Source organism: Flavobacterium sp. ALJ2, assembly GCF_015594725.1.
GTDB lineage: Bacteria > Bacteroidota > Bacteroidia > Flavobacteriales > Flavobacteriaceae > Flavobacterium.
Genome location: NZ_JADNRC010000009.1, coordinates 17929 through 37645 on the forward strand (window position 1 = coordinate 17929; position 19717 = coordinate 37645).

13 protein-coding genes are annotated in these 19717 nt (G+C 32.4%); 4 read left to right on the top strand and 9 right to left on the bottom strand.

The genetic code is table 11. From position 1 onward, the window contains the following. Positions 1-134: 134 nt before the first annotated feature. Complete coding sequence (locus IUY40_RS11650; protein ID WP_195737044.1) at positions 135-1001, bottom strand: DMT family transporter; 867 nt, start codon at positions 999-1001, stop codon at positions 135-137. A gap of 104 nt (positions 1002-1105) precedes the next feature. On the opposite strand from IUY40_RS11650, the gene IUY40_RS11655 reads away from it, so the two are divergent. Next, positions 1106-1483, top strand: coding sequence for a heavy metal-associated domain-containing protein (locus tag IUY40_RS11655; RefSeq protein WP_195737045.1), 378 nt, complete (start codon positions 1106-1108; stop codon positions 1481-1483). Between the two features lie 70 nt (positions 1484-1553). Here IUY40_RS11655 and gldD read toward each other — a convergent pair whose 3' ends face one another. The 6 genes from gldD to mutY all read right to left on the bottom strand — a co-directional run bounded on the left by gldD (position 1554) and on the right by mutY (position 8075). Further along, positions 1554-2117, bottom strand: a complete 564-nt coding sequence (gldD, locus tag IUY40_RS11660; protein ID WP_195737046.1) for a gliding motility lipoprotein GldD — start codon at positions 2115-2117, stop codon at positions 1554-1556. Positions 2118-2122: 5 nt separating this feature from the next. Further along, entirely contained in the window at positions 2123-3418 is a 1296-nt protein-coding gene (locus tag IUY40_RS11665) for a gliding motility-associated protein GldE (protein WP_195737047.1), read from the bottom strand. Between the two features lie 23 nt (positions 3419-3441). Continuing rightward, positions 3442-3882, bottom strand: a complete 441-nt coding sequence (gene ssb / locus IUY40_RS11670) for a single-stranded DNA-binding protein (RefSeq protein ID WP_129539872.1) — start codon at positions 3880-3882, stop codon at positions 3442-3444. Between the two features lie 274 nt (positions 3883-4156). Next, a complete protein-coding gene (locus IUY40_RS11675; protein WP_195737048.1) occupies positions 4157-5689 on the bottom strand; it encodes an AMP-binding protein in 1533 nt (510 codons plus the stop codon). Beyond that, positions 5686-6522: an SDR family NAD(P)-dependent oxidoreductase gene (locus tag IUY40_RS11680; RefSeq protein ID WP_195737049.1), complete on the bottom strand. Its 837-nt coding sequence runs from the start codon at positions 6520-6522 to the stop codon at positions 5686-5688. The genes IUY40_RS11675 and IUY40_RS11680 overlap by 4 nt, the downstream gene beginning before the upstream one ends. A gap of 512 nt (positions 6523-7034) precedes the next feature. Then, positions 7035-8075 (bottom strand): A/G-specific adenine glycosylase, encoded by a 1041-nt coding sequence (mutY, locus tag IUY40_RS11685; protein ID WP_195737201.1) that lies wholly within the window; start codon positions 8073-8075, stop codon positions 7035-7037. 131 nt (positions 8076-8206) lie between these two features. Between mutY and IUY40_RS11690 the strand changes: the two genes are divergently transcribed. The 3 genes from IUY40_RS11690 (at position 8207) to IUY40_RS19465 (ending at position 11184) form a co-directional block, all read left to right on the top strand. Further along, positions 8207-8497, top strand: coding sequence for an HU family DNA-binding protein (locus IUY40_RS11690; protein WP_195737050.1), 291 nt, complete (start codon positions 8207-8209; stop codon positions 8495-8497). Positions 8498-8884: 387 nt separating this feature from the next. Further along, on the top strand, positions 8885-10429 hold the full coding sequence (locus IUY40_RS11695; RefSeq protein ID WP_195737051.1) for a ribonuclease E/G: 1545 nt from the start codon (positions 8885-8887) through the stop codon (positions 10427-10429). 419 nt (positions 10430-10848) lie between these two features. Continuing rightward, positions 10849-11184 (top strand): hypothetical protein, encoded by a 336-nt coding sequence (locus IUY40_RS19465; RefSeq protein ID WP_229335520.1) that lies wholly within the window; start codon positions 10849-10851, stop codon positions 11182-11184. Between the two features lie 164 nt (positions 11185-11348). Here IUY40_RS19465 and pbpC read toward each other — a convergent pair whose 3' ends face one another. After that, positions 11349-13724: a penicillin-binding protein 1C gene (pbpC, locus tag IUY40_RS11705; protein ID WP_195737052.1), complete on the bottom strand. Its 2376-nt coding sequence runs from the start codon at positions 13722-13724 to the stop codon at positions 11349-11351. Between the two features lie 177 nt (positions 13725-13901). Then, positions 13902-19571: an MG2 domain-containing protein gene (locus IUY40_RS11710; protein WP_195737053.1), complete on the bottom strand. Its 5670-nt coding sequence runs from the start codon at positions 19569-19571 to the stop codon at positions 13902-13904. Positions 19572-19717: the final 146 nt, after the last annotated feature.

Sequence of the window (19717 nt, forward strand, 5' to 3'; positions counted from 1 at the left end):
CTAAGACTTAAAAAAGACTTACGAATTGATTCGGAATAATATTTATAAGCTTTGTCAAAGTGAAAACTTTGACAAAGCTTATTTTTTTTACAAAACATCTTACTTTATACGAATATCAGCTCACAAATAGAAACTTATTTTTTGGCCGACAGATAAACCCCTATCAAAATAATAAAAGCAAAAAAAAACTGGATTAGCGTAAGCATTTCATTATCCAAAAATCCCCAAAAGAAAGCTATTATCGGAATTAAATAGGTTACTGAAGTTGCAAATACGGGAGATGACATTTGTATCAATTTAAAAAACAAAACATTTGCAATACCTGTCCCCACCACTCCAAGGATAATTATAAATAAAACAGAATATTGGACTTTTTCATCATACATTACTTCATGAAATCCTGTAAAACTCAAAATTACAATTGCGGGTATCAATAATACTGCAAAATTTCCTGTAGTAATACTCAACGAACTTAAATCTGACAAATGCCTCTTAATCAAATTTACATTTATTGCATAACAAAGCGAGGCTATCACAACTAAAATAGCATAACAATAGTTTTGTTCCGGATGACTCATTGCTCCATTAAAAATCAAAAGCAAGCATCCTGTTAATCCAATTAAAACACCAAAAACTTGTCGCCTCTGAAATTGAATTCCAAAAACAACTGTTCCTATTATTAATGTATTTAATGGTGTAAGCGAATTTAAAATTGCTGTAATTGAGCTATCAATTTGAGTCTCGGCAATTGCAAAAAGGTAAGCAGGCGTAAATGTTCCAAAAATCGAGGTTAGCACAATGAACTTCCATTGCTTTTGCGAAATTTTAGCCAGACTTTTAAAACCAACCGATAACAAAAATAAGGAAGCAAAGATAATTCGCAAAGAACCCAATTGAATCGCAGTTAGGCCTATTAGTCCTTTTTTTATCAAAATAAAAGAACTTCCCCAAACCAAAGCTAATATTATTAAATAAACCCACTTTAATTGTTTTAAAACCATAACACCAATTTTACAGCAAAATTGTAATAAATTTATGAATTTCGCATTCGTTTTTTATTAATTTTGCAAACAAATCCTATCGTAAACTATTAAAACAAAACAATATGAAAATCGTAAAATCAATCACAGCTTTAGCAATTGCGAGCCTTTTATTTATAAGCTGTAAAAAGAACGAAACTGAGACTAAAGAAGTAGCTACAACTGAAACTGCTACTCCGAAAGCACATAAAGAAATTGCAGCTCAAAATGTACAAACTGCAAGTTTTGCTATCGAAGGGATGACATGCGCAATGGGATGTGCAAAAACCATTGAAAGCGAATTATCTGATCTAGAAGGTGTACAAGATGCAAAAGTAGATTTTGACACAAAAACCGCTACTGTAACTTTTGATAAAACAGTTCAAAACCCAGGAAACTTAACTAAAATAGTTCAAGCAACTGGTGACGGAAAAACATATAAAGTTTTAAATATGAAATCGTAATTCAATCGATTTTAATCCTAAAAAAGAGCGCCCTTAACGAGCGCTCTTTTTTTATAAGAATCTTTTCTAATTATTTCCATTTAATAGTTTCCATCAAATGCTGCATATCATTTTTAATGTAACTAGCAGCTGGCATAATTGAATCGTAATTTGGCTTAGCATAAAAATAAACCGAACCTGTCACAAAATGTTTAATACTGTCTGTAATGTAAAATTGAGAGTTTGTAGCCGCATTCCCTTCTACTTGATAAAACATGCCGTATGCTTTTTTATTAGGGTTTAAATATGGCTGTTCTAATATATCATCAGCTTTTATAACATGCTCGTAAGTCAATTTCTGAGCATCTTTCAACAATTTATTAATGTCGTTATTCACCGGTTTGTAAGTAAGATAAATAGTTGCTTTCATTTTTGGATAAGAAATCATGAATCCACAATCTTTTTCACCTTTTATAACCGCATCTGCATTAATCTCAAAAGCAAATGGGCATTGATTTTCAAAATTTACATATTTAGCTTCTACATAATCTAACCTTAAATAACTAGCAGGTTTAGGCACAACATCATCTTTACAACTTACTATAGTTAATGTTATAATAAAAAGTATGATTATGGTAATTGATTTTTTAAACATCTTTGCTATTCTATTGTTACTTTTATTTGTTTTATTCTCTTACTATCAACCGATTCTATTGTAAAAACACAATTTTGGAAAGTTATTTTTTGATTCTTCTTTGGGAAATTCCCTATGATTTCTAGAATAAAACCACCTAATGTTTCAGCTTCACCTTTTTGTATTTCAAATAAATCTTCATCAACATCAATTATTCTGTAAAAATCTTTAAGATTTATCTTTCCTTCAAACAGGTAATTCTTATCATCTATTTGCGAAAAATTAATATGCTCATCATCAAACTCATCACTAATATCTCCTACTATTTCCTCAATCACATCTTCTAAAGAAACCAATCCCGAAGTTCCACCATATTCATCAACAACAATTGCTAAATGACTTTTCATACTCTGAAAATCTTTCAACAAGTTATCTAGCTTTTTATTCTCTGGCACAAAAAACGGTTCTCGAATAAGTGTAGCCCAATCAAAATCTTTTTTATCTATATATGGAAGTAAATCTTTAACAAACAAAACCCCTTCAATCTGATCAATATTATCTCGATAAACTGGAATTCTAGAGTATCCTTTCTCGATAATCTTAGGATATATAGCCTCGAAAGACTCTGAGATTTCTAATGCAAAAATATCAATTCTCGGGCTCATTACCTGCTTAGTGTCTGTATTTCCAAAAGAAACGATCCCTTCTAATATTTTTTGTTCTTCAGTTGAAGTCTCTTCAGAATCAGTAAGCTCTAAAGCCTGCGACAATTGGCCTACTGAAAAACTAGTTTTTTGCTTCCCTAATTTATTATGTAAATATATCGTTGTTGATCGCATTGGCAAACTTATAGGAGAAAGCAATTTATCCAGAAAAGCCAATGGATACGCTATACGTTGTGCAAATTTAAGATTATTACGACTCGCATAAACCTTTGGTAAAATTTCACCAAACAACAAGATTAAAGATGTAACCAAAATCACTTCCAGAATAAATTTTAACACTGGAGAAATCACTGCTCCAAAAATATCCCGACCTACAAAAGAGAATAAAATAACAATTCCAATATTAATAAAATTATTAGCTACAAGAAGTGTTGCTAAAAGCTTTTTGGGTCTATCCAAAAGGTTAGAGATAATCCTTCCTTTGGACGTGTTTTGCTGTAATGCCTCATCAACATCTTTTTGAGACAGCGAAAAAAGTGCTACTTCGGCGCCAGAAACTATAGCCGAACAAAAAAGTAAAATAAAAATTCCAAGAAAACCAACAATCAGGTTGGTATCTAAGATGTTTGCAACGTGTAAACTGGGCTCTGGGTCCAAATTAAAAAGAATTAGTTAAACAATCAAAATGGCAAATCATTTATAGGTAAGCCATCATTCGAAGCGTCAAAGTTAGTGTTTTTTGAGGATTCTGAGGAAGGATTCTGCTTCTGCCCCTCAGTCTCTTTTTTTGTTGTCAAAAAAGTAAACTCAGTTACCTGAATCTCAGTCGTATGTTTAGTCGAACCATCTTCGGCTTGCCATTGGCGCGACTTTATCCGTCCTTCGATATATATCTTATCGCCTTTTGACAAATATTTTTCACAAATCTCTGCGGCTTTATTACGTACTACCAAATTATGCCACTCTGTTGAAGTGATTTTCTCATTGGTAGTCTTATTTATATATACCTCATTAGTTGCCAATTGAAATCGCCCAATGCAATTTCCACCATCAAAATAATGCATTTTTACATCGTCACCTAAATGACCTATCAACATCACTTTATTTAATGTTCCGTTCATGACTTACTATTGTATTTCTATCAAAGATACATTTTTTCACTAAAAATCAAACCTAATTTACTATCGAAAATATCTACATATAACTAAATTTCCAAAGTTTAGATTAAACAAAACTAAAAAAAAGCATTAATTGATTAGACAATATAAAATTAAAATGAATATGAAAACCCAACATTTACAAAACCTGACAAAGAACTATATTGAGTTTCTTCAAAATAAGAATCTCTATTTTCGACTCTTAATCTTGTGTTATTACCTTTTATATTCAGAACATTTACACCTCTAATTGTAAAGTTCCACTTTTTAATTTTTCCACAAACTTGTTTTTTTGAATTTTCCCAATAGCATTATAAGGAATTTCAGTTATAAATTCAATCTGTTTAGGTTTATGGTATTTAGGTATTTTTACAGCCAGCCAGTCGAATAGTTCTTCTTGTGTGATTTTACAATCAGGTATTAATTGTATGTAAGCTTTTAGTCTTTGTCCAAAGTCTTCATCTGGAATACCTATCACATAGGCTTGTTCGATATTATGATTTTGAATTAAGACCATTTCCAACTCAATAGGGAAAACATTAATTCCACCGGAAATGATCATGTCGTCTGTTCTTCCTGATAAAAAATAAAAACCTTCTATATTCTTGTATCCAAGATCTCCACTTTTTATCCAGTTATTTTTTTTAATTGACCAGTTATTTTTAGTGTATATTTCTCCTATGTGTTTTTGTGAATTATTTTTTATTTTGATTTGTAAACCGTTTATTGGTTTTCCTATTGTCCCAGGATATTTATGCAGATCAGCAGGTGTTGCGATTGTGCATATTCCATTTTCAGATGTTCCATATAAATTGTATAAAACAAACCCCAGTTTATCAAAAACCTGTTGTACTATATTATGTGATAAAACGGAACCACCTGAAATAATACATTTGAGTGAGAATAGAGAATCACTGTTTTGTTTTATAATACGATGCAGCATAACGGGAACTAAAGAAAGTACTTCAATGTGGTTTTTAGAAATAGTATCACTTATTTTCTTTTGATCAAAAGATGAATTTAGAAATATTTTGGAACCTAATAGATAAGAAATAAAAAAAGTGGCTAAGCCAAAGCCATGATAAATAGGAGTGGCTATAAAAATAGATTTATAATGTCCTAGTGTTAATTTAGTAAACAGATCACAAAAAGGATAAATATAATTTATTATAGAGGTTTTTCGATTTGCTAATTTAAAATTCCCAGTACTTCCACTGGTTAAAGTAGTTATTCTTGAGTGTTTTATTCTTTTTATTTTTATTTTAGTTTCAACTTTATTCTTAGATAAAGAATCGACAGAATAATTTCCATAAGCAAGAAGGGATTTTTCTTTATAATTAGAAAGAAGAAGAGATTTTTCTACATCATAAATTATAAAATCAAAAGAAACGGATTTTTCTAATTCATCAAATTGATCTTTTGTAATTTCTGTGCTTAGTAAATAGATGTCTGCTCCTAAACCGGATAAGGCAAATATGGTTTTAATACAGGAAATGTGGTTTTTACTTATAATTGCAACACGATTGCCTTGTTTTAATTTATGATTATTCTGTAGATAATATAAAAGTTGTTTTGTCTGAATAGAGAGTTCTTTATAACTTATTACTTCATTTTCATCTGTTAAAGCAATAGCGTCAGAATATTTTTTAGCAGAAAAGATTAATAAAGTAATCAGGCTGCTCCCTTGTTTTATGAGGCAGGACAGTAGTATATAGATGCTATACGGAGTTGTTAATTTAGCTTTTTTGAAAGAGGAGAAATATCGGATCATTTTTTTATTTTATTACTATATACAGAAAAAAATAATTCCAGTGGATATCGGAATATAACGGAACTAATTTGCCCCATAAATAACCACCACGGAACAAAACGTCTGTCTTTTCGAATTACAGACTGACAGATAATAGTACTTACCTGCTTAGGAGACATTTTCGGCATTTTATCATATCTCTTAGTCGGTTTAACCATTCGGGTATCTACAAGGGGAAGATAAATCGATGATGTTGTTATATTATTATTTCTTAATTCAGATGAAGCAGATCGAAACCAGTTATCAAAAGCTACTTTAGAAGCCTGATAGGCTGCCCAGTGAGGAGCAGGAAAAAGAAGTACATTAATTGCAGATATATTGATTATCTGGCCTTTATTTTTACTAAGAATAGGTATTAAGCCTAAAGTGAGTTGTACGGGACCTAAATAGTTTATATTGATCGTTCTGCTGAAATCGTGATAGCGGTCTAAAGATTTCATAATTGGTCTGCAAATAGATTTTCCTGCATTATTTACAAATAAATCAATTCCCTGTGGAATAGCTCTAAGATGGGATAAAAGAAGATTAACCTGATTGTTGTCTGATAAATCTGTTGGAAAAATGATTATTTTACAGGCTTTATTTTTTAGTTTTTCTTGTATTGAAACTAATTTTTCTTCTGTTCTAGCTACCAAAATTAGACAGGTATTAATATCTGATAATTGATATACTAAATTCTCTCCAATACCATAACTAGCTCCTGTAATCAAAATTGTTTTACCGGAAAAAGTAGTTATAAGTTTTTTATTATTAATATATTTAGGAGGGAATAAAAAAGTTTCTAATAATGACATTCTATTTACTGAGCTATAATTTTTTGGCAATAAAGGTAAGGATAAAGAATATATTTCAAAATGTATTTTGTAAATAGAGTAAAGAAAGAAATAACAAAGGAAGACCGAGTATAAAATTTTGGTTGTTAATAGCCTGCTAATCTCAAATCATAAGCTTTTAAATAAGAAGAGTTTTTACAGTTAAAACTTTTATTGATAACATGTTACATTTCACAAAAACTATCGACTAGGTTTAAAGGATATAATTATATTTTATTATCAGCTAGAGATAGACGTTTTTTTTTAGAAATTTAGAAAGAAATTATTGGATTTTACTAGGCATTGTTCATTTACCAATTTTTCATCAAATCTTATTGCTTGAATTATTGCTTATAATTTTCTACCTAAAAAACCTTCGTTGAAATACGAAACAGTTAAAACAAGCCAATTAGCTGTCTTTTATCAATCGAATTCAGGTTAGAAGACTTTCTTTCCCCATACAAACTAGGATGAAATTAAAAAGAATAAGCTCATTATTCTTCTTGCTTCTCAATAAAATTATGAATCACAATTGGAAAAGGATATGTTTTTAAATCCTGAGCATTAATTCCATTTAAAATGGTCTCATTTATTTTTATTTTCCAAAATTTAATATGCAAATGCTGGTGTGACAATTTATGAACAATACTTTTTGGATTCCATTCTTCTACACCAATAATAGAATAAGCTACGAAGAAATCTTCCTTAATATAGGTTACCATAAAATCAAAGTCTTTTTCAGCATCTGTTTCTAACAACGGAAACTCATACAAATTGTGCCAAATTCCTTTTGCCGTTCGTTTTTGCAAAACAGTATTACCTAATTCATCCTCTACAACAAGATAATTAAAATATCGAGTGGTTACTTTTAGTTTTTTGGATTTTACTGGCAACACATCAACTTTTTTCTTCTGTAATGCCGCACAACTATCATTAAACACACAAATCAAACAATTTGGACTTTTAGGAACACATTGCAACGCGCCAAACTCCATTATAGCCTGATTAAAAATTGCGGGATTATCTTTTGGCATTAATTCATAAGCCAAAGCAGCAAATTCTTTTTTTGTAGAAGCCAAAGCAATATCTGTATCAACATCGAAGTAACGCGACAAAACACGAAATACATTTCCATCAACGACCGGAACGGCTTCATCATAGGAAAACGATGCAATCGCTGCCGCTGTATATTCTCCAACTCCTTTTAGTTTTAATAAGTCGGCATACGTTCCAGGAAATACACCATTTAATTCATTTGCTACAAATTGTGCAGTTTGATGCAAATTTCTAGCTCTTGAATAATACCCTAATCCTTGCCAAAGTTTCAAAACCTGCTCCTCATCGGCTTTTGCCAAATCAAAAACAGTCGGAAATGCTTCTATAAAAGACAAAAAATAAGGCATTCCTTGTGCTACTCGGGTCTGTTGCAACATTATTTCTGATAGCCAAATAGGGTAAGAATCAGTAGTATTACGCCATGGCAAATCACGTTTGTTCTGTAAATACCATTTTATCAATTGTTTAGAAAAAATCATCATTAAATATTAGACAACAAAAGTAAAAGTTTATGTTATTAAAATTTAACGAATTAGCTTGAATATTTGTTTTTTTAATTCCTATATTTGCAAACTCAAAAAATAGTATACCATTATAAATAGGAAAGAAAATGACGAAAGCAGATCTCGTAGCGAAAATTTCAGAAAAATTAGGTCTTGAAAAAGGTGATGTTCAAGCAACTGTAGAGACTTTTATGAATGAAGTAAAAACTTCATTAGAAACTGGAGACAATGTTTATTTAAGAGGTTTTGGTAGTTTTATTGTAAAAACCAGAGCTGAAAAAACTGGAAGAAACATTTCTAAAAACACCACTATTAAAATTCCGGCACATAACATTCCTGCGTTTAAACCTGCAAAAGTTTTTGTAGAAGGAGTAAAAACAAATAACGAAGCAAAATAATACTATTAATTAATCATAAAATCGATAAGATATGCCAAGTGGTAAAAAAAGAAAGAGACATAAGGTAGCAACGCACAAACGTAAAAAAAGAGCGAGAGCTAACCGTCACAAAAAGAAAAAGTAGTTTTAAACTACTTTTTTCTTTTTAAACGTTCATTGAAATTGAAAATTAGTATTAGGTCATCAATATACAGTACTCAGTTTACTGATTCCTTAAAATTGCTTACTGCATGCTGATTTTCCCCGGGTTCAATACCTGTAAAAATATTGTTTAATCCATCCTTACAATTCAGTTATGAGTTATATGTTATAAGTTTAAGAGTTGCAAAAAACTATAAACTGAAAACTGTTAATTGAAAACTAAAAAGTTCGGATAAAAATTTACAAATGAATAAAGAATTAATCATTAGATCAAGTTCTGATTTCGTAGATTTTGCCTTATTAAAAGATGGAAAACTAATTGAATTACACAAAGAAGAAGAAAAAAGCAATTTTCAAGTTGGGGATATTTTTATAGCCAAAATAAGAAAACCAGTTGCTGGACTTAATGCTGCTTTTGTAAATGTTGGCTTTGAAAAAGACGCCTTTTTACATTATCACGACTTAGGGCCTAACTTAGCTTCTCAGTTGAAATTCATAAAACTTGTAAGCGCAGGTAAATTAAAAGATTTCTCCCTAAAAACCTTTCAGTTTGAAAAAGAGATTGATAAAGATGGCACCATTACTGATATATTAAGTGCCAATCAATCTGTTTTAGTACAAGTCGTAAAAGAACCAATATCTACCAAAGGCCCAAGAATTAGTGCAGAACTATCTTTGGCTGGACGTTTTATTGTTTTAGTTCCATTTTCTGATCGTGTTTCTATTTCACAAAAAATAGAAGACAAAAAAGAAAAGGACCGTTTAAAAAAGCTTGTATTATCGATCAAACCTAAAGGATTTGGTGTTATTGTTCGCACAGTAGCCGAAGGCAAAAACGTAGCCGAATTAGAAAAAGATTTGCAGAACCTGCTTAGCAGATGGACTGCAATGTGTAAAAAATTACCAACTGCTCATCATCCATCAAAAATATTAGGAGAACTCAATAGAGCCTCTTCGATATTAAGAGATGTATTTAATGATACCTTTAGTGGTATCCAAATTGATGATGAAGAGTTGTACCATCAAACGAAGGATTATCTGCAAGAAATTGCACCTTCAAAACAAACGATTGTTAAGTTTTATCAATCAAATGATACTCCAATTTTTGAGAAATACAACATTGAGAGACAAATCAAAACTTCTTTTGGAAGAACTGTTTCTATGAGCAAAGGGGCTTATCTTATTATCGAACACACTGAAGCTTTACACGTTATAGACGTAAATAGCGGAAACCGTTCTAATAAGGCCACTAATCAAGAAGACACAGCCATGGAAGTTAATATGATTGCTGCTGCCGAAATCGCTAGACAATTGCGTTTGCGCGATATGGGTGGAATAATCGTAGTTGATTTTATTGATATGTCTAATCCTGAAAACAGGAAGATTTTGTTCGACTTCTTGCGAGAAGAAATGAGCGACGATAAAGCAAAACATAAAATCTTACCGCCTAGCAAATTTGGATTAGTTCAAATTACAAGGCAAAGAGTAAGACCCGAAGTAAACATTAAAACTAGAGAAGAAAATCCTAACAATGAAAATGGCGAAATTGAAGCGCCAATTTTAATCATTGACAGAATCACTTCTGATTTAGAAAGACATTTAAAAACCCACAAAAAAGTTGTGCTTAACACACATCCATTTGTGGCTGCATACCTCAGTAAAGGTTTTCCATCAATACGTTCAAAATGGTTTTTTGAATATAAAAAATGGGTAAAAATCATACCTCGTGACGCTTACACGTACTTAGAATATCATTTCTACGATAAAGAAGGAAATGTTATTAAAGAATAAAACAAGAAACCGCCTTTCTAAAGATTGGCGGTTTTTTTGTGCCTATAAATTAAAGTTAAAAACATTATAAGCACTTCAAACAAACACAATAACAAAAGCGTTTTTCTTACATTTGAATTGGATCTAACTTATCAAAGACGCACCTAACAAAATACTTATATTATTTCATAATAGCTTTTGTTATAATCTCTACAAAAGCATTAGCTCAAAATGACACCATTTTTTTTGACAAAAATTGGAAAAACACAAACAGAGAATCCGCTATTTATTATAGGATTAACCCAAAAAAAGTAAAAACCAAAAATGCTATTGGATATAAAATACCCAATATCGATTCTGTTTATGTAATTAATGACTATTATTTAAAAAGAAATAAAATACACTTTCAAGGTTATTCAGAAGACTTTGAAGGTAATTACTTGGTCGGCAATGCAAAGTGGTACAATGCGGCCGACAGCAAATCCTATACAAAAGAATTCAATTATAACCCAAATAACAACAAAACTACATTTAGAATTCCTGAGTGGCCAATCATTTATATAGGGTATTCGATTGCAACCAAAAGTCAATTTACGGGTGGCTTAGAATTTTGCTTGGATTGTAAAGACAAAAACAAACTCTTTTTCGGCTTAGGGTATGGAATTACCAGTTATGATGACAAATACTATGGTTTACCTGACTTACATTTATCTTACAATATTCAGGAGTACTTACTTATAAAAGCAGGTAGTTCTGATAAAAACACCTATGTTTAGCTGGCTTAACATTCTTAAACATGATCGATTTAGGTTTTGGCTATTCAACATCATTTAACAAAGAAAAATCTCCTGTAATTAAAAGTTTTACTTTTGGCATTGCTTTTAGATTTACAAATAACAAAAATGTCTATGGTCGTCTAAAAATGTTTTAATCTTCTTTTTTATTCCCTTACAACCTCAACTTTTCGTCTGATTTCGTTTCCAAATTCATCTACAACTGTAATGTAATGAAAGCCAGCTGTCATTACGATCGGTTTTTCATGAAAAACTTTGGTAACCCCTTTATAAACATTATCAACATACCAAAACAACTGTTTTTCTCTTTGTGAATAAGCTACTCTAAAAATTACTGGCTGTACTTCACTATTAAAATTTTTGGTCAAATATATTTTACTATTACTCTTAGGGTAAATAAAATCCATTGAAGCCGTTTGTGTACCTATACAATTATCCCTAAATGGCGGTAACGGCATATATTCAATATGCTTACTTTTATAATACCATGCCATTACGGGTGGTAAAACAAACCAGTTTTTAACAACTATGTTTTCAATACTTTCGCAACTACTATTTACCTGAAACTTTTCCGTTTGGTCTAAATGCACAATTTTGTGATACGGACAAATAGAAGTTGTTTTTCCTTTTAGCGTAACCCATTGTTTAATTTTCGGACAACCATCTTTTGCCAAATGTCCGCTTAAACGACAAACCTCAACTTCATCTAAATCTCCATAAGGTGTTGTAAACCATTTTTGTCTTGGTAATAAATTAAATACATCAAATAAAATTGGTGCTGCACTTGTAACTCCTGTTAAAGTTGGCCTTCCCTCTCCTGTTGCATTTCCTACCCAAATTCCGACTACATATCTGGAATTTGTTCCTATCGCCCACGCATCACGATTACCAAAACTTGTTCCCGTTTTCCAGGCTATCTTAAGCGAGCTATCATAAAATTTCCAAGCTTCATCTCCTTCTGGCCTGTTTACCTCTTCCATGGCGTTATACGTTAACCAAATTGAACCCGCTCCTAATATATTCTTCTGAGTGCTTTCGTTACCAAAATCAGGCTCAAAATCGTTTTCATAATTTAGTTCGGTAAATTCATGTGTTCGATACTTTCCATTACTTTTATTAAAATAGTTTAACGTTGATGACATCCCTGCATAACTACGGCACAAATCCCATAAATTACTCTCTGCTCCACCAAGAATAAGCGACAATCCGTAATGATCTGGTGGTTTGGAAATATTTCTTAATTTAAATTTTTGCAGTTCTTCATAAAATTTATTTACTCCAAAATCCTGTAACATCAAAACTGAAGGAATATTAAGAGAACGCGATAAAGCCCGATGTGCTGGGACTGCGCCATCAAATGTTAAATTATAATTTTGAGGTGTATAACCCGCAATTTGAGTCGGTACATCGGCAACTAACGTATTAGGTAATAATTCGCCATCATCAAGCATTGCTGCATACAATAAAGGCTTTAAAATACTTCCTGTGCTTCTTGGTGCATCTATAATATCAACATCTTTTTGATGATCGCTATCTGTTGGGGAATTACCAACATAACTTACAACATTTCTATTAGAAACATCAATTACCAAAATAGCCAAATTACTAACTTCATTTTGTTTATACTGATTGTAATAATATTTTGCAATTTGATTTACTCTATTCTGTAGAGCATATTCTACTGTAGTTTTTACTCTAGCCCCTTCTTGATTTTTAGCAACTCGCTGTAGCAAATGAGGTGCTATTTGTGGCAAGTCATATGGTCTTGCAGGCAAAGGTTCTTCTATAGAAAGCTCATACGTTTGCTTGTCGATAATTCCTTCCTGATTAAGCTTACGCAAAAGGCGATTCCGTTTCTCTAATAATTTTATTTGATTCTTTCCTGGATAAATCAGACTCGGTGCATTTGGCAAAACGGCCAAAGTTGCATTTTCTGCCCATGACAACTGATTGGATTTTACTCCAAAATATCTCCATGAAGCCATTTCTAATCCAACAACATTTCCGCCAAAAGGCGCATGAGCAGCATATAATTCTAATATTTCATCTTTGGAATATCCTAACTCTAATCTTGTTGCAAGAATAACTTCTACAAGTTTTTCAAAATAAGTTCTGCCTTTTCTTTTTCTTGATAATCGGATTACTTGTTGCGTAAGCGTACTTCCTCCTCGAACAACCTTTCCCGCTTTCCTGTTTTGTTTGATTGCATTGACCATTGCAACGGGGTTAAAACCAGGATGCTTATAGAAATATTCGTCTTCGAAATAAACAATACATTTTTTGAATTTATCCGGAACACTATCCTGCGCTGGAAAGCGCCATTGTCCGTCACGAGCAATTTTCGCTCCCAACAATTCTCCTTCCTTACTCTCAATAACTGTAGAATAGGGTTCCTGAAATAAAGTTCGTGGTAATGAAAAATAATAAATCACCACTAACAAAAATGCTAGTAGTGATTTTATTTTATTCTTTTTAATCCAATTTATAATGCGTTGAAGGAACGCTTTTAATTTATTTTTCAACGTAGTAATTTATTTAACCGTAAAGTTCGAAAAGTTTTTTTTTGCACGCAGATTTAGCTGATTCTGCAGATTTTTTCTATCTGCCAGATCTGTTAAATCTGCGAGAAACTTTACCTCACCACCTCAACCCAAAATTCGTGCGAATCAGTTTAATCCGTACAATCCGTGGTCCATTTTTTATTTCACAACCTCAACCCAAAAACCTTTGGTTCTCGCTAAGAATGTATTATCATACATTGCTTCACATTGCAATCCTGGCAAATAATAATTGCCTAGGTAAGATGCATTCAACAAAATTTTAAACACTTTGGTTTCACCAGCTTTTAGTCCAAAATAGAAATTAGTTCTATCATCACGAATATCAATATAATCAGCGACATTATTAGTTGCATCTCCATAGTCGGTAAAACGGGTATTTACAATTTCAAATCCTGAAGGTAAAATTTGTGTCAATGCTACATTTTCGACACGTTCATTTCTTTGGCTTCTTACTGTAACCTCAGCAATAAATTCTGTTCCTTGCGTAATTCTTGAAACATTGATGACTTCACCTTTTCTGTTTTTGAAAACTATACCAGCCGAAACATTACTCTGAATTGCATTTTCCTGACCTATTGGTAAGATTCCAGTATTTAATACGCGAACATAAATTGTATTCTTCTTATTATTTTTTAAAGTGATGCTGTTTGTACCTGCTCTAACTACTAAACTTCTGTCGGCGACTGTTTTTGAAGTTTTTACAACATGGCTTTTTCCGTCTTTGCTAAACTGTACATCTATTCCCTTAGCACCATTGTTTAATGAAAATTGAGACATTGCATACAAAGAATAAGCCGTTGTTTGCGTACTCATCCATTGGTCACTCGCCATACTTTTAGCTAGTTTTGTAGCCATAGTAAATGCTTTTTGTTTCTGTCCTAACAACAACATTGTTTCCAGAGCCATTGCACGATTTCTGTCGCTTGAACCATAATAGTAATAATTATAATTTGACGATTCATCATCAATTTTACTACTTAATAACAAACTCGAAGCGGCACTTTTTTGCCCAGCTAAAACATAAGCTGCAGCCAATCGTAACTTACTTTCGTTAGAAATACCCTTGGTTTCTCGTAATCTATTCATCGAAGATAGATCTGATGAACCTGCCAAAGCCAATGTATACAAACGATATGCTTGTGCCATATCATTTCCGTAACGTGGCTCAAATCGCCATTGTTTGGCTTCTTTTTGTTGATATGATAACCATTTTGATTTAAAATTAATTGGTAATACATATCCTTTCTTCTCTGCCTCAATCATGAAATGTCCTGCGTATGAAGTTCCCCAATCATCGGCAATTGAATTTCCTTGCCAATACGGAAGTCCTCCATTTGACAATTGAAAACCTCCCAATCTTGTAATTCCTGCTGTAACATTCTTCTGAATAAGCTGTTGGCGTGTAGCATCAATATCTACCACATCATTTAAGAATAACTGTGGAAATACAGACGAAGTTGTTTGCTCTACACATCCATGTGGATACTGAATAAGAAATTGCAATCTTCCGTTTAAATTAATCGTTGGCATTGACGACACTTCTAGCTTGGCTTTATTACTTCCTGATACACCAAATGTTTTCCAAACAATCGTTTTTGAGCTATTTGGTTCTAAAATCACATCTGTAAATGTATTCGTGACAGGATTTGGATTCGTCATATCAATTTCGACATCATAAACTGATTTTTCTTTCCCTGATGTAGCAATAACTTGTACTTTGGCAATTCCAGTTAAGCTACCCACCTCTAGATTAAAATATGCCATTTTTTCGTCAGGCTGTGTAAATGTCAATCTTTGAGCTGGACTTCCTACAACTCTTAACCCATTACTTGTTTTAATTTGTACTGTAACGTTTTTGATGTTTTTTTCCATTGCAAAAATCGTAACTGGAATTGTCACCTTTTCTGATGGCGAAATTTTTCGAGGCAATGAAGCTAATACCATTAACGGACTACGAACTGGTGTTGCTTTCTCTACACTTCCGTACGCACTTGTATTTGCATCTCCAGCCACAACCATAGTTCTTACTGAACCTATGTATTTAGGCAATTTTATCTGATGTGTTTTAGTTTCTCCTTTTCCTAATTTAAATGGTCCGAGGTAAACAACTACTGGTTTAAAACGATTGGCTTTCTTCGCTTTTCCTCCACCTAAGTCCTGATCTCCACCAATACTAAAAATCTGATTTACTTTACCGCCATATGCGCCAATTACATCATCATATACATCCCATGTTTTTACTCCCAAAGCTTCACGCACATAAAAACTATTCCAAGCATTTGGAGTTTTAAATCGGGTTAAATCAAGTAAACCTTCATCGACAACTGCGATTGTATAGGTCATTTCTTTTCCTGATTTCTCGCTTACTTTTATAGGAAACGTTTGTTCTGGTTTCAATACATCTGGCATCGAAATGCTTGGAGCAAGAATCGTAGTTTTATCAATTACTTCGATTGGAACGATTCCGTACATACGAATTGGCGAATCATTTTTGGTCGATGCGTGCGGTTGTAAAAGTGTAATATTAAAATACACATTTGGCGCCATCGCTCCTGTAATCGGAACTTCGACTTTGGTTTCTCCTTTTTGGGTTTTCACCCAAAGTGTCTGTACTACTTTCGAACCATTTTCTATAGATACTAAAGCACGACCACCTTCACTTGATGGGAAAGATATTTGCGCTTTTTCGCCTACAGCATAATTCTTTTTATCTGTAGAAAAAACAAGCATATTAGCTGTAGATGCATCAGTGTTCCTTGTTTTTCCAGACCATATTGGCCAATCTATGTTTACGGTTAATGCCGATGCGTGTCCGCTTGTTTCATCCGAAACACGAATTAAGTAACGCCCCCATTCTTCATCGGTCAAAGCAAATTGAAAACTTCCTTTTCCGCTTGAATCTGTATTTACATTAAATGTTTTGTATGATGTTGTAGCATTTGATGAATTATAATTAGATAAATTATCACTCGAAGCATCCCACCACCAGCGCCATTCAGTTTTATATACTTTTACCTCAAGGTTTCGTACAGCTTTTGGTCTTCCATTTTCATCAACCGTTACAACATCAAATCGATTTTGCTTACGAGTTTCCAGCATTCCATATTTGGTAGGTTCTGGCGATTTTACTCCTACATACGTATTGTAAGGTGAATATGTTGTAGAGATAACATCTGTACTAAAATCACCACCTTCTTCAAACACTTTGGTAATAAAAGCTGCCCTCAGCATTCCTGGTGCCTGCCCCTGTAACTTAGGCTCAATATTTACAGCTGCTCTTCCGTTTGCATCTAACTTACCTGAAAAGATATTAATTTCTTCAGTGCTAAACTGACGTACCAAATCATCGAAAACATATTTTTCATATCCTTTAAAAGTAGTGCTCTGCTGAGAGAATTTCGCTTGCATTTCTACATTCAAGTTTTTAGCAATCGCTCCATGAAGCCATGTAACTTCAAGATTACTTGTATTTGGATATGATGAAGATAATATTGCTCTTCTGAAAGTATTTTTTATTTTTAAACGATTTGGTTTAATCGTTTCTATTTTTATGCTTTTGTAATATTTGGCTCCACCTACGCTTACCATCGCTTCCCAATTTCCAGTAGGTGCTTCTGCATCTGTAGGAACTGTAAACGCATAATGATTTAGATCATTCGATTTCTGAACGGTTTGGTACGTCACTTTTCCGTTAGGATCTGTTAATCTAAATTTTATCGGATGCGCTTTTGGTAATTTATTTGCTGCATCATTAAATATAAATGATAAATACAGATTATCTCCTGGACGCCAAACTCCACGCTCCCCATAGATATAACCTTTTAATCCTTTTTGCAGGGTTTCACCAGCAACATCAAAATTACTTACCGATAATGAATTTCCATCGTCTAATTTTACATAAGTTGATTGCGTTCCTAAAGTAACAATAGCAAAATAAGCAAACTTATCTAACTGAAACGAAGCAATTCCTTCGCTGCTAGTTTCTCCAGTTGCCAATTTTTGTTGCTGAAAACTATATAAATCTACTCTTGCATTCGAAACTGGCTCGGTCGTGATTATGTTATTTACCACAAATAAATACGATTTATTCTCCCCTCGTTTAGCAATTACTCCCAAATCTGAAGCTAAAATATTTGTTCCAATTTTTGCATTGTAGTAATAAGAACCTGTACAAGGATCTTGACTTTCTCTCCATTCGTAATCGTCATAATAATAGTCGTCATATGAATTACCGCTGTAGTTTACATCATTCTCATCTACCTCTTCTTCTTCTGTTTGATCTGTATCTGGTTCGCTAGTTTCACATTTATATAATGAATATGCCTTTTTATACGAGAATTCTACTCTATAAATTGCTCCAGGTTCTGGCGTGATTATCTTAGACAAATCCAAAGCATATGTATTCCACTTAGTAAGATTAACAAGCGTATTTTCTTTAAGATTAATTGTACTTTTTGCAACGGGCTGTGCTACTCTTTTTAGATTCTGAGCGCCATTCAATTCATTGTTCTGAAGAAATTGTAATATATTATTTTTATAAATCTTATATACTTTTACATCTACTGCACTAAGATTTACTGCTTCAAAATTCAATTTCAAATTATTTGAACTTGGCAATATTGTTCCGTTTTTTATAAACTTTATATTTGGATTTATCTGATCGAAAGAAATCTTCTCAGAATAGTTTTCTTCCATTTTTCGACCATACTGACTTTCTATTCCTTGAAAGACTTCCAACAATAGTTCACCAGTAATCGTTTGATTAAACATTAATTGTGGTTCTGGTTCTTCTACAACTTCTTGCACAGCTACCGCAACACTATCTACAGATATACTTGTTGAATCTACTGCTACACTTGCCGTATCTACAACAGCAACGTCATGCACTACTTCCTCAACTGGCTTTTCGTTATTGAAATAAACTTTTAGCGTATTTCCTTGTGTTGAGAATTTTAGATTATTCGTGTTTTGTATTGCTACCAATCCTTTAAAATCTTGTCCTTTTTCTAATGGTTCTGAGAAATTAATTAATACTGATTGACTATTTTCATCTGGAATCTCAACTTTTATAATTTTAAACTCATTTATTGATGTTATTGGAAAATCCATTTTTCCTTTTTGATCAATATCAAAATCGCTTCCATCATAAGAAATCTCTAGATTACTTGCGTCAGGTAAACGTTGGATACTATCTATGATAAACTTAAATTCTTTTCCAGAACTTGCCGCCTTATCAAATTTAATAGTAAGGTTTTTTCCGTTATGGCTCGCTAAAACCAGTTTTTTTGCTGTTTCTACATCTATAATGTCAGCCGTTTTTAATACACAATTTAGGTATTGATATTCTTTACTATACGATTGAACGTCCAGCGTATTTACAATAAAATCCTGTTTAACTGTTTTAACAGTAAAATTGAATTTAGACAAATCTTTATCATCATCTCCTTTTTTAGGAAGTGTAATTAGTTTATCTAAATTTAGGGTTACTTGATATTCTGTTCCTGCTTTTAGCTTTTTTTCGGGGATAAAAGCAATCGTATTGCTAGAAAGCGCCACAACTTTACCATCGACACTTGGAGAAATATCAAACAAATCGCTTTCTAATTCTTGGTTGATTTTCCAATCTTTTTTCTCAAATGCTAAAACAACGCGTATATCTGATTGAGAAGAAACGATCCCTCCAGTAAAACTCGTTATATAATCCTTGAATAATAGAAAATCAGAATTAAAATCAACAGCAGATTTCCTGCCACAACTCTGAAAAATAAAAAACACAAACAACACGTAAACTAATCCTCTTGTTTTCAATTGAGTATATAATTAATAGTTATAAAATAGTAACACATATAAAGCTTATAACATTTTACAATCAAAATTACGATTGATTAAATGCTCTTTATATGTAGTAAAAGTACTGTAAATTTAAATTACTTTTTAGAAGAAAATTCAGTAAT

Bases quoted from the DNA above. Each gene is read 5' to 3' on its own strand.
- IUY40_RS11655 (WP_195737045.1), top strand. From the start codon at position 1,106: ATGAAAATCGTAAAATCAATCACAGCTTTAGCAATTGCGAGCCTTTTA.
- ssb (WP_129539872.1), bottom strand. From the start codon at position 3,882: ATGAACGGAACATTAAATAAAGTGATGTTGATAGGTCATTTAGGTGAC.
- IUY40_RS11650 (WP_195737044.1), bottom strand. From the start codon at position 1,001: ATGGTTTTAAAACAATTAAAGTGGGTTTATTTAATAATATTAGCTTTG.
- gldD (WP_195737046.1), bottom strand. From the start codon at position 2,117: ATGTTTAAAAAATCAATTACCATAATCATACTTTTTATTATAACATTA.
- IUY40_RS11690 (WP_195737050.1), top strand. From the start codon at position 8,207: ATGACGAAAGCAGATCTCGTAGCGAAAATTTCAGAAAAATTAGGTCTT.
- IUY40_RS11675 (WP_195737048.1), bottom strand. From the start codon at position 5,689: ATGATCCGATATTTCTCCTCTTTCAAAAAAGCTAAATTAACAACTCCG.
- mutY (WP_195737201.1), bottom strand. From the start codon at position 8,075: ATGATTTTTTCTAAACAATTGATAAAATGGTATTTACAGAACAAACGT.
- IUY40_RS11695 (WP_195737051.1), top strand. From the start codon at position 8,885: ATGAATAAAGAATTAATCATTAGATCAAGTTCTGATTTCGTAGATTTT.
- IUY40_RS11680 (WP_195737049.1), bottom strand. From the start codon at position 6,522: ATGTCATTATTAGAAACTTTTTTATTCCCTCCTAAATATATTAATAAT.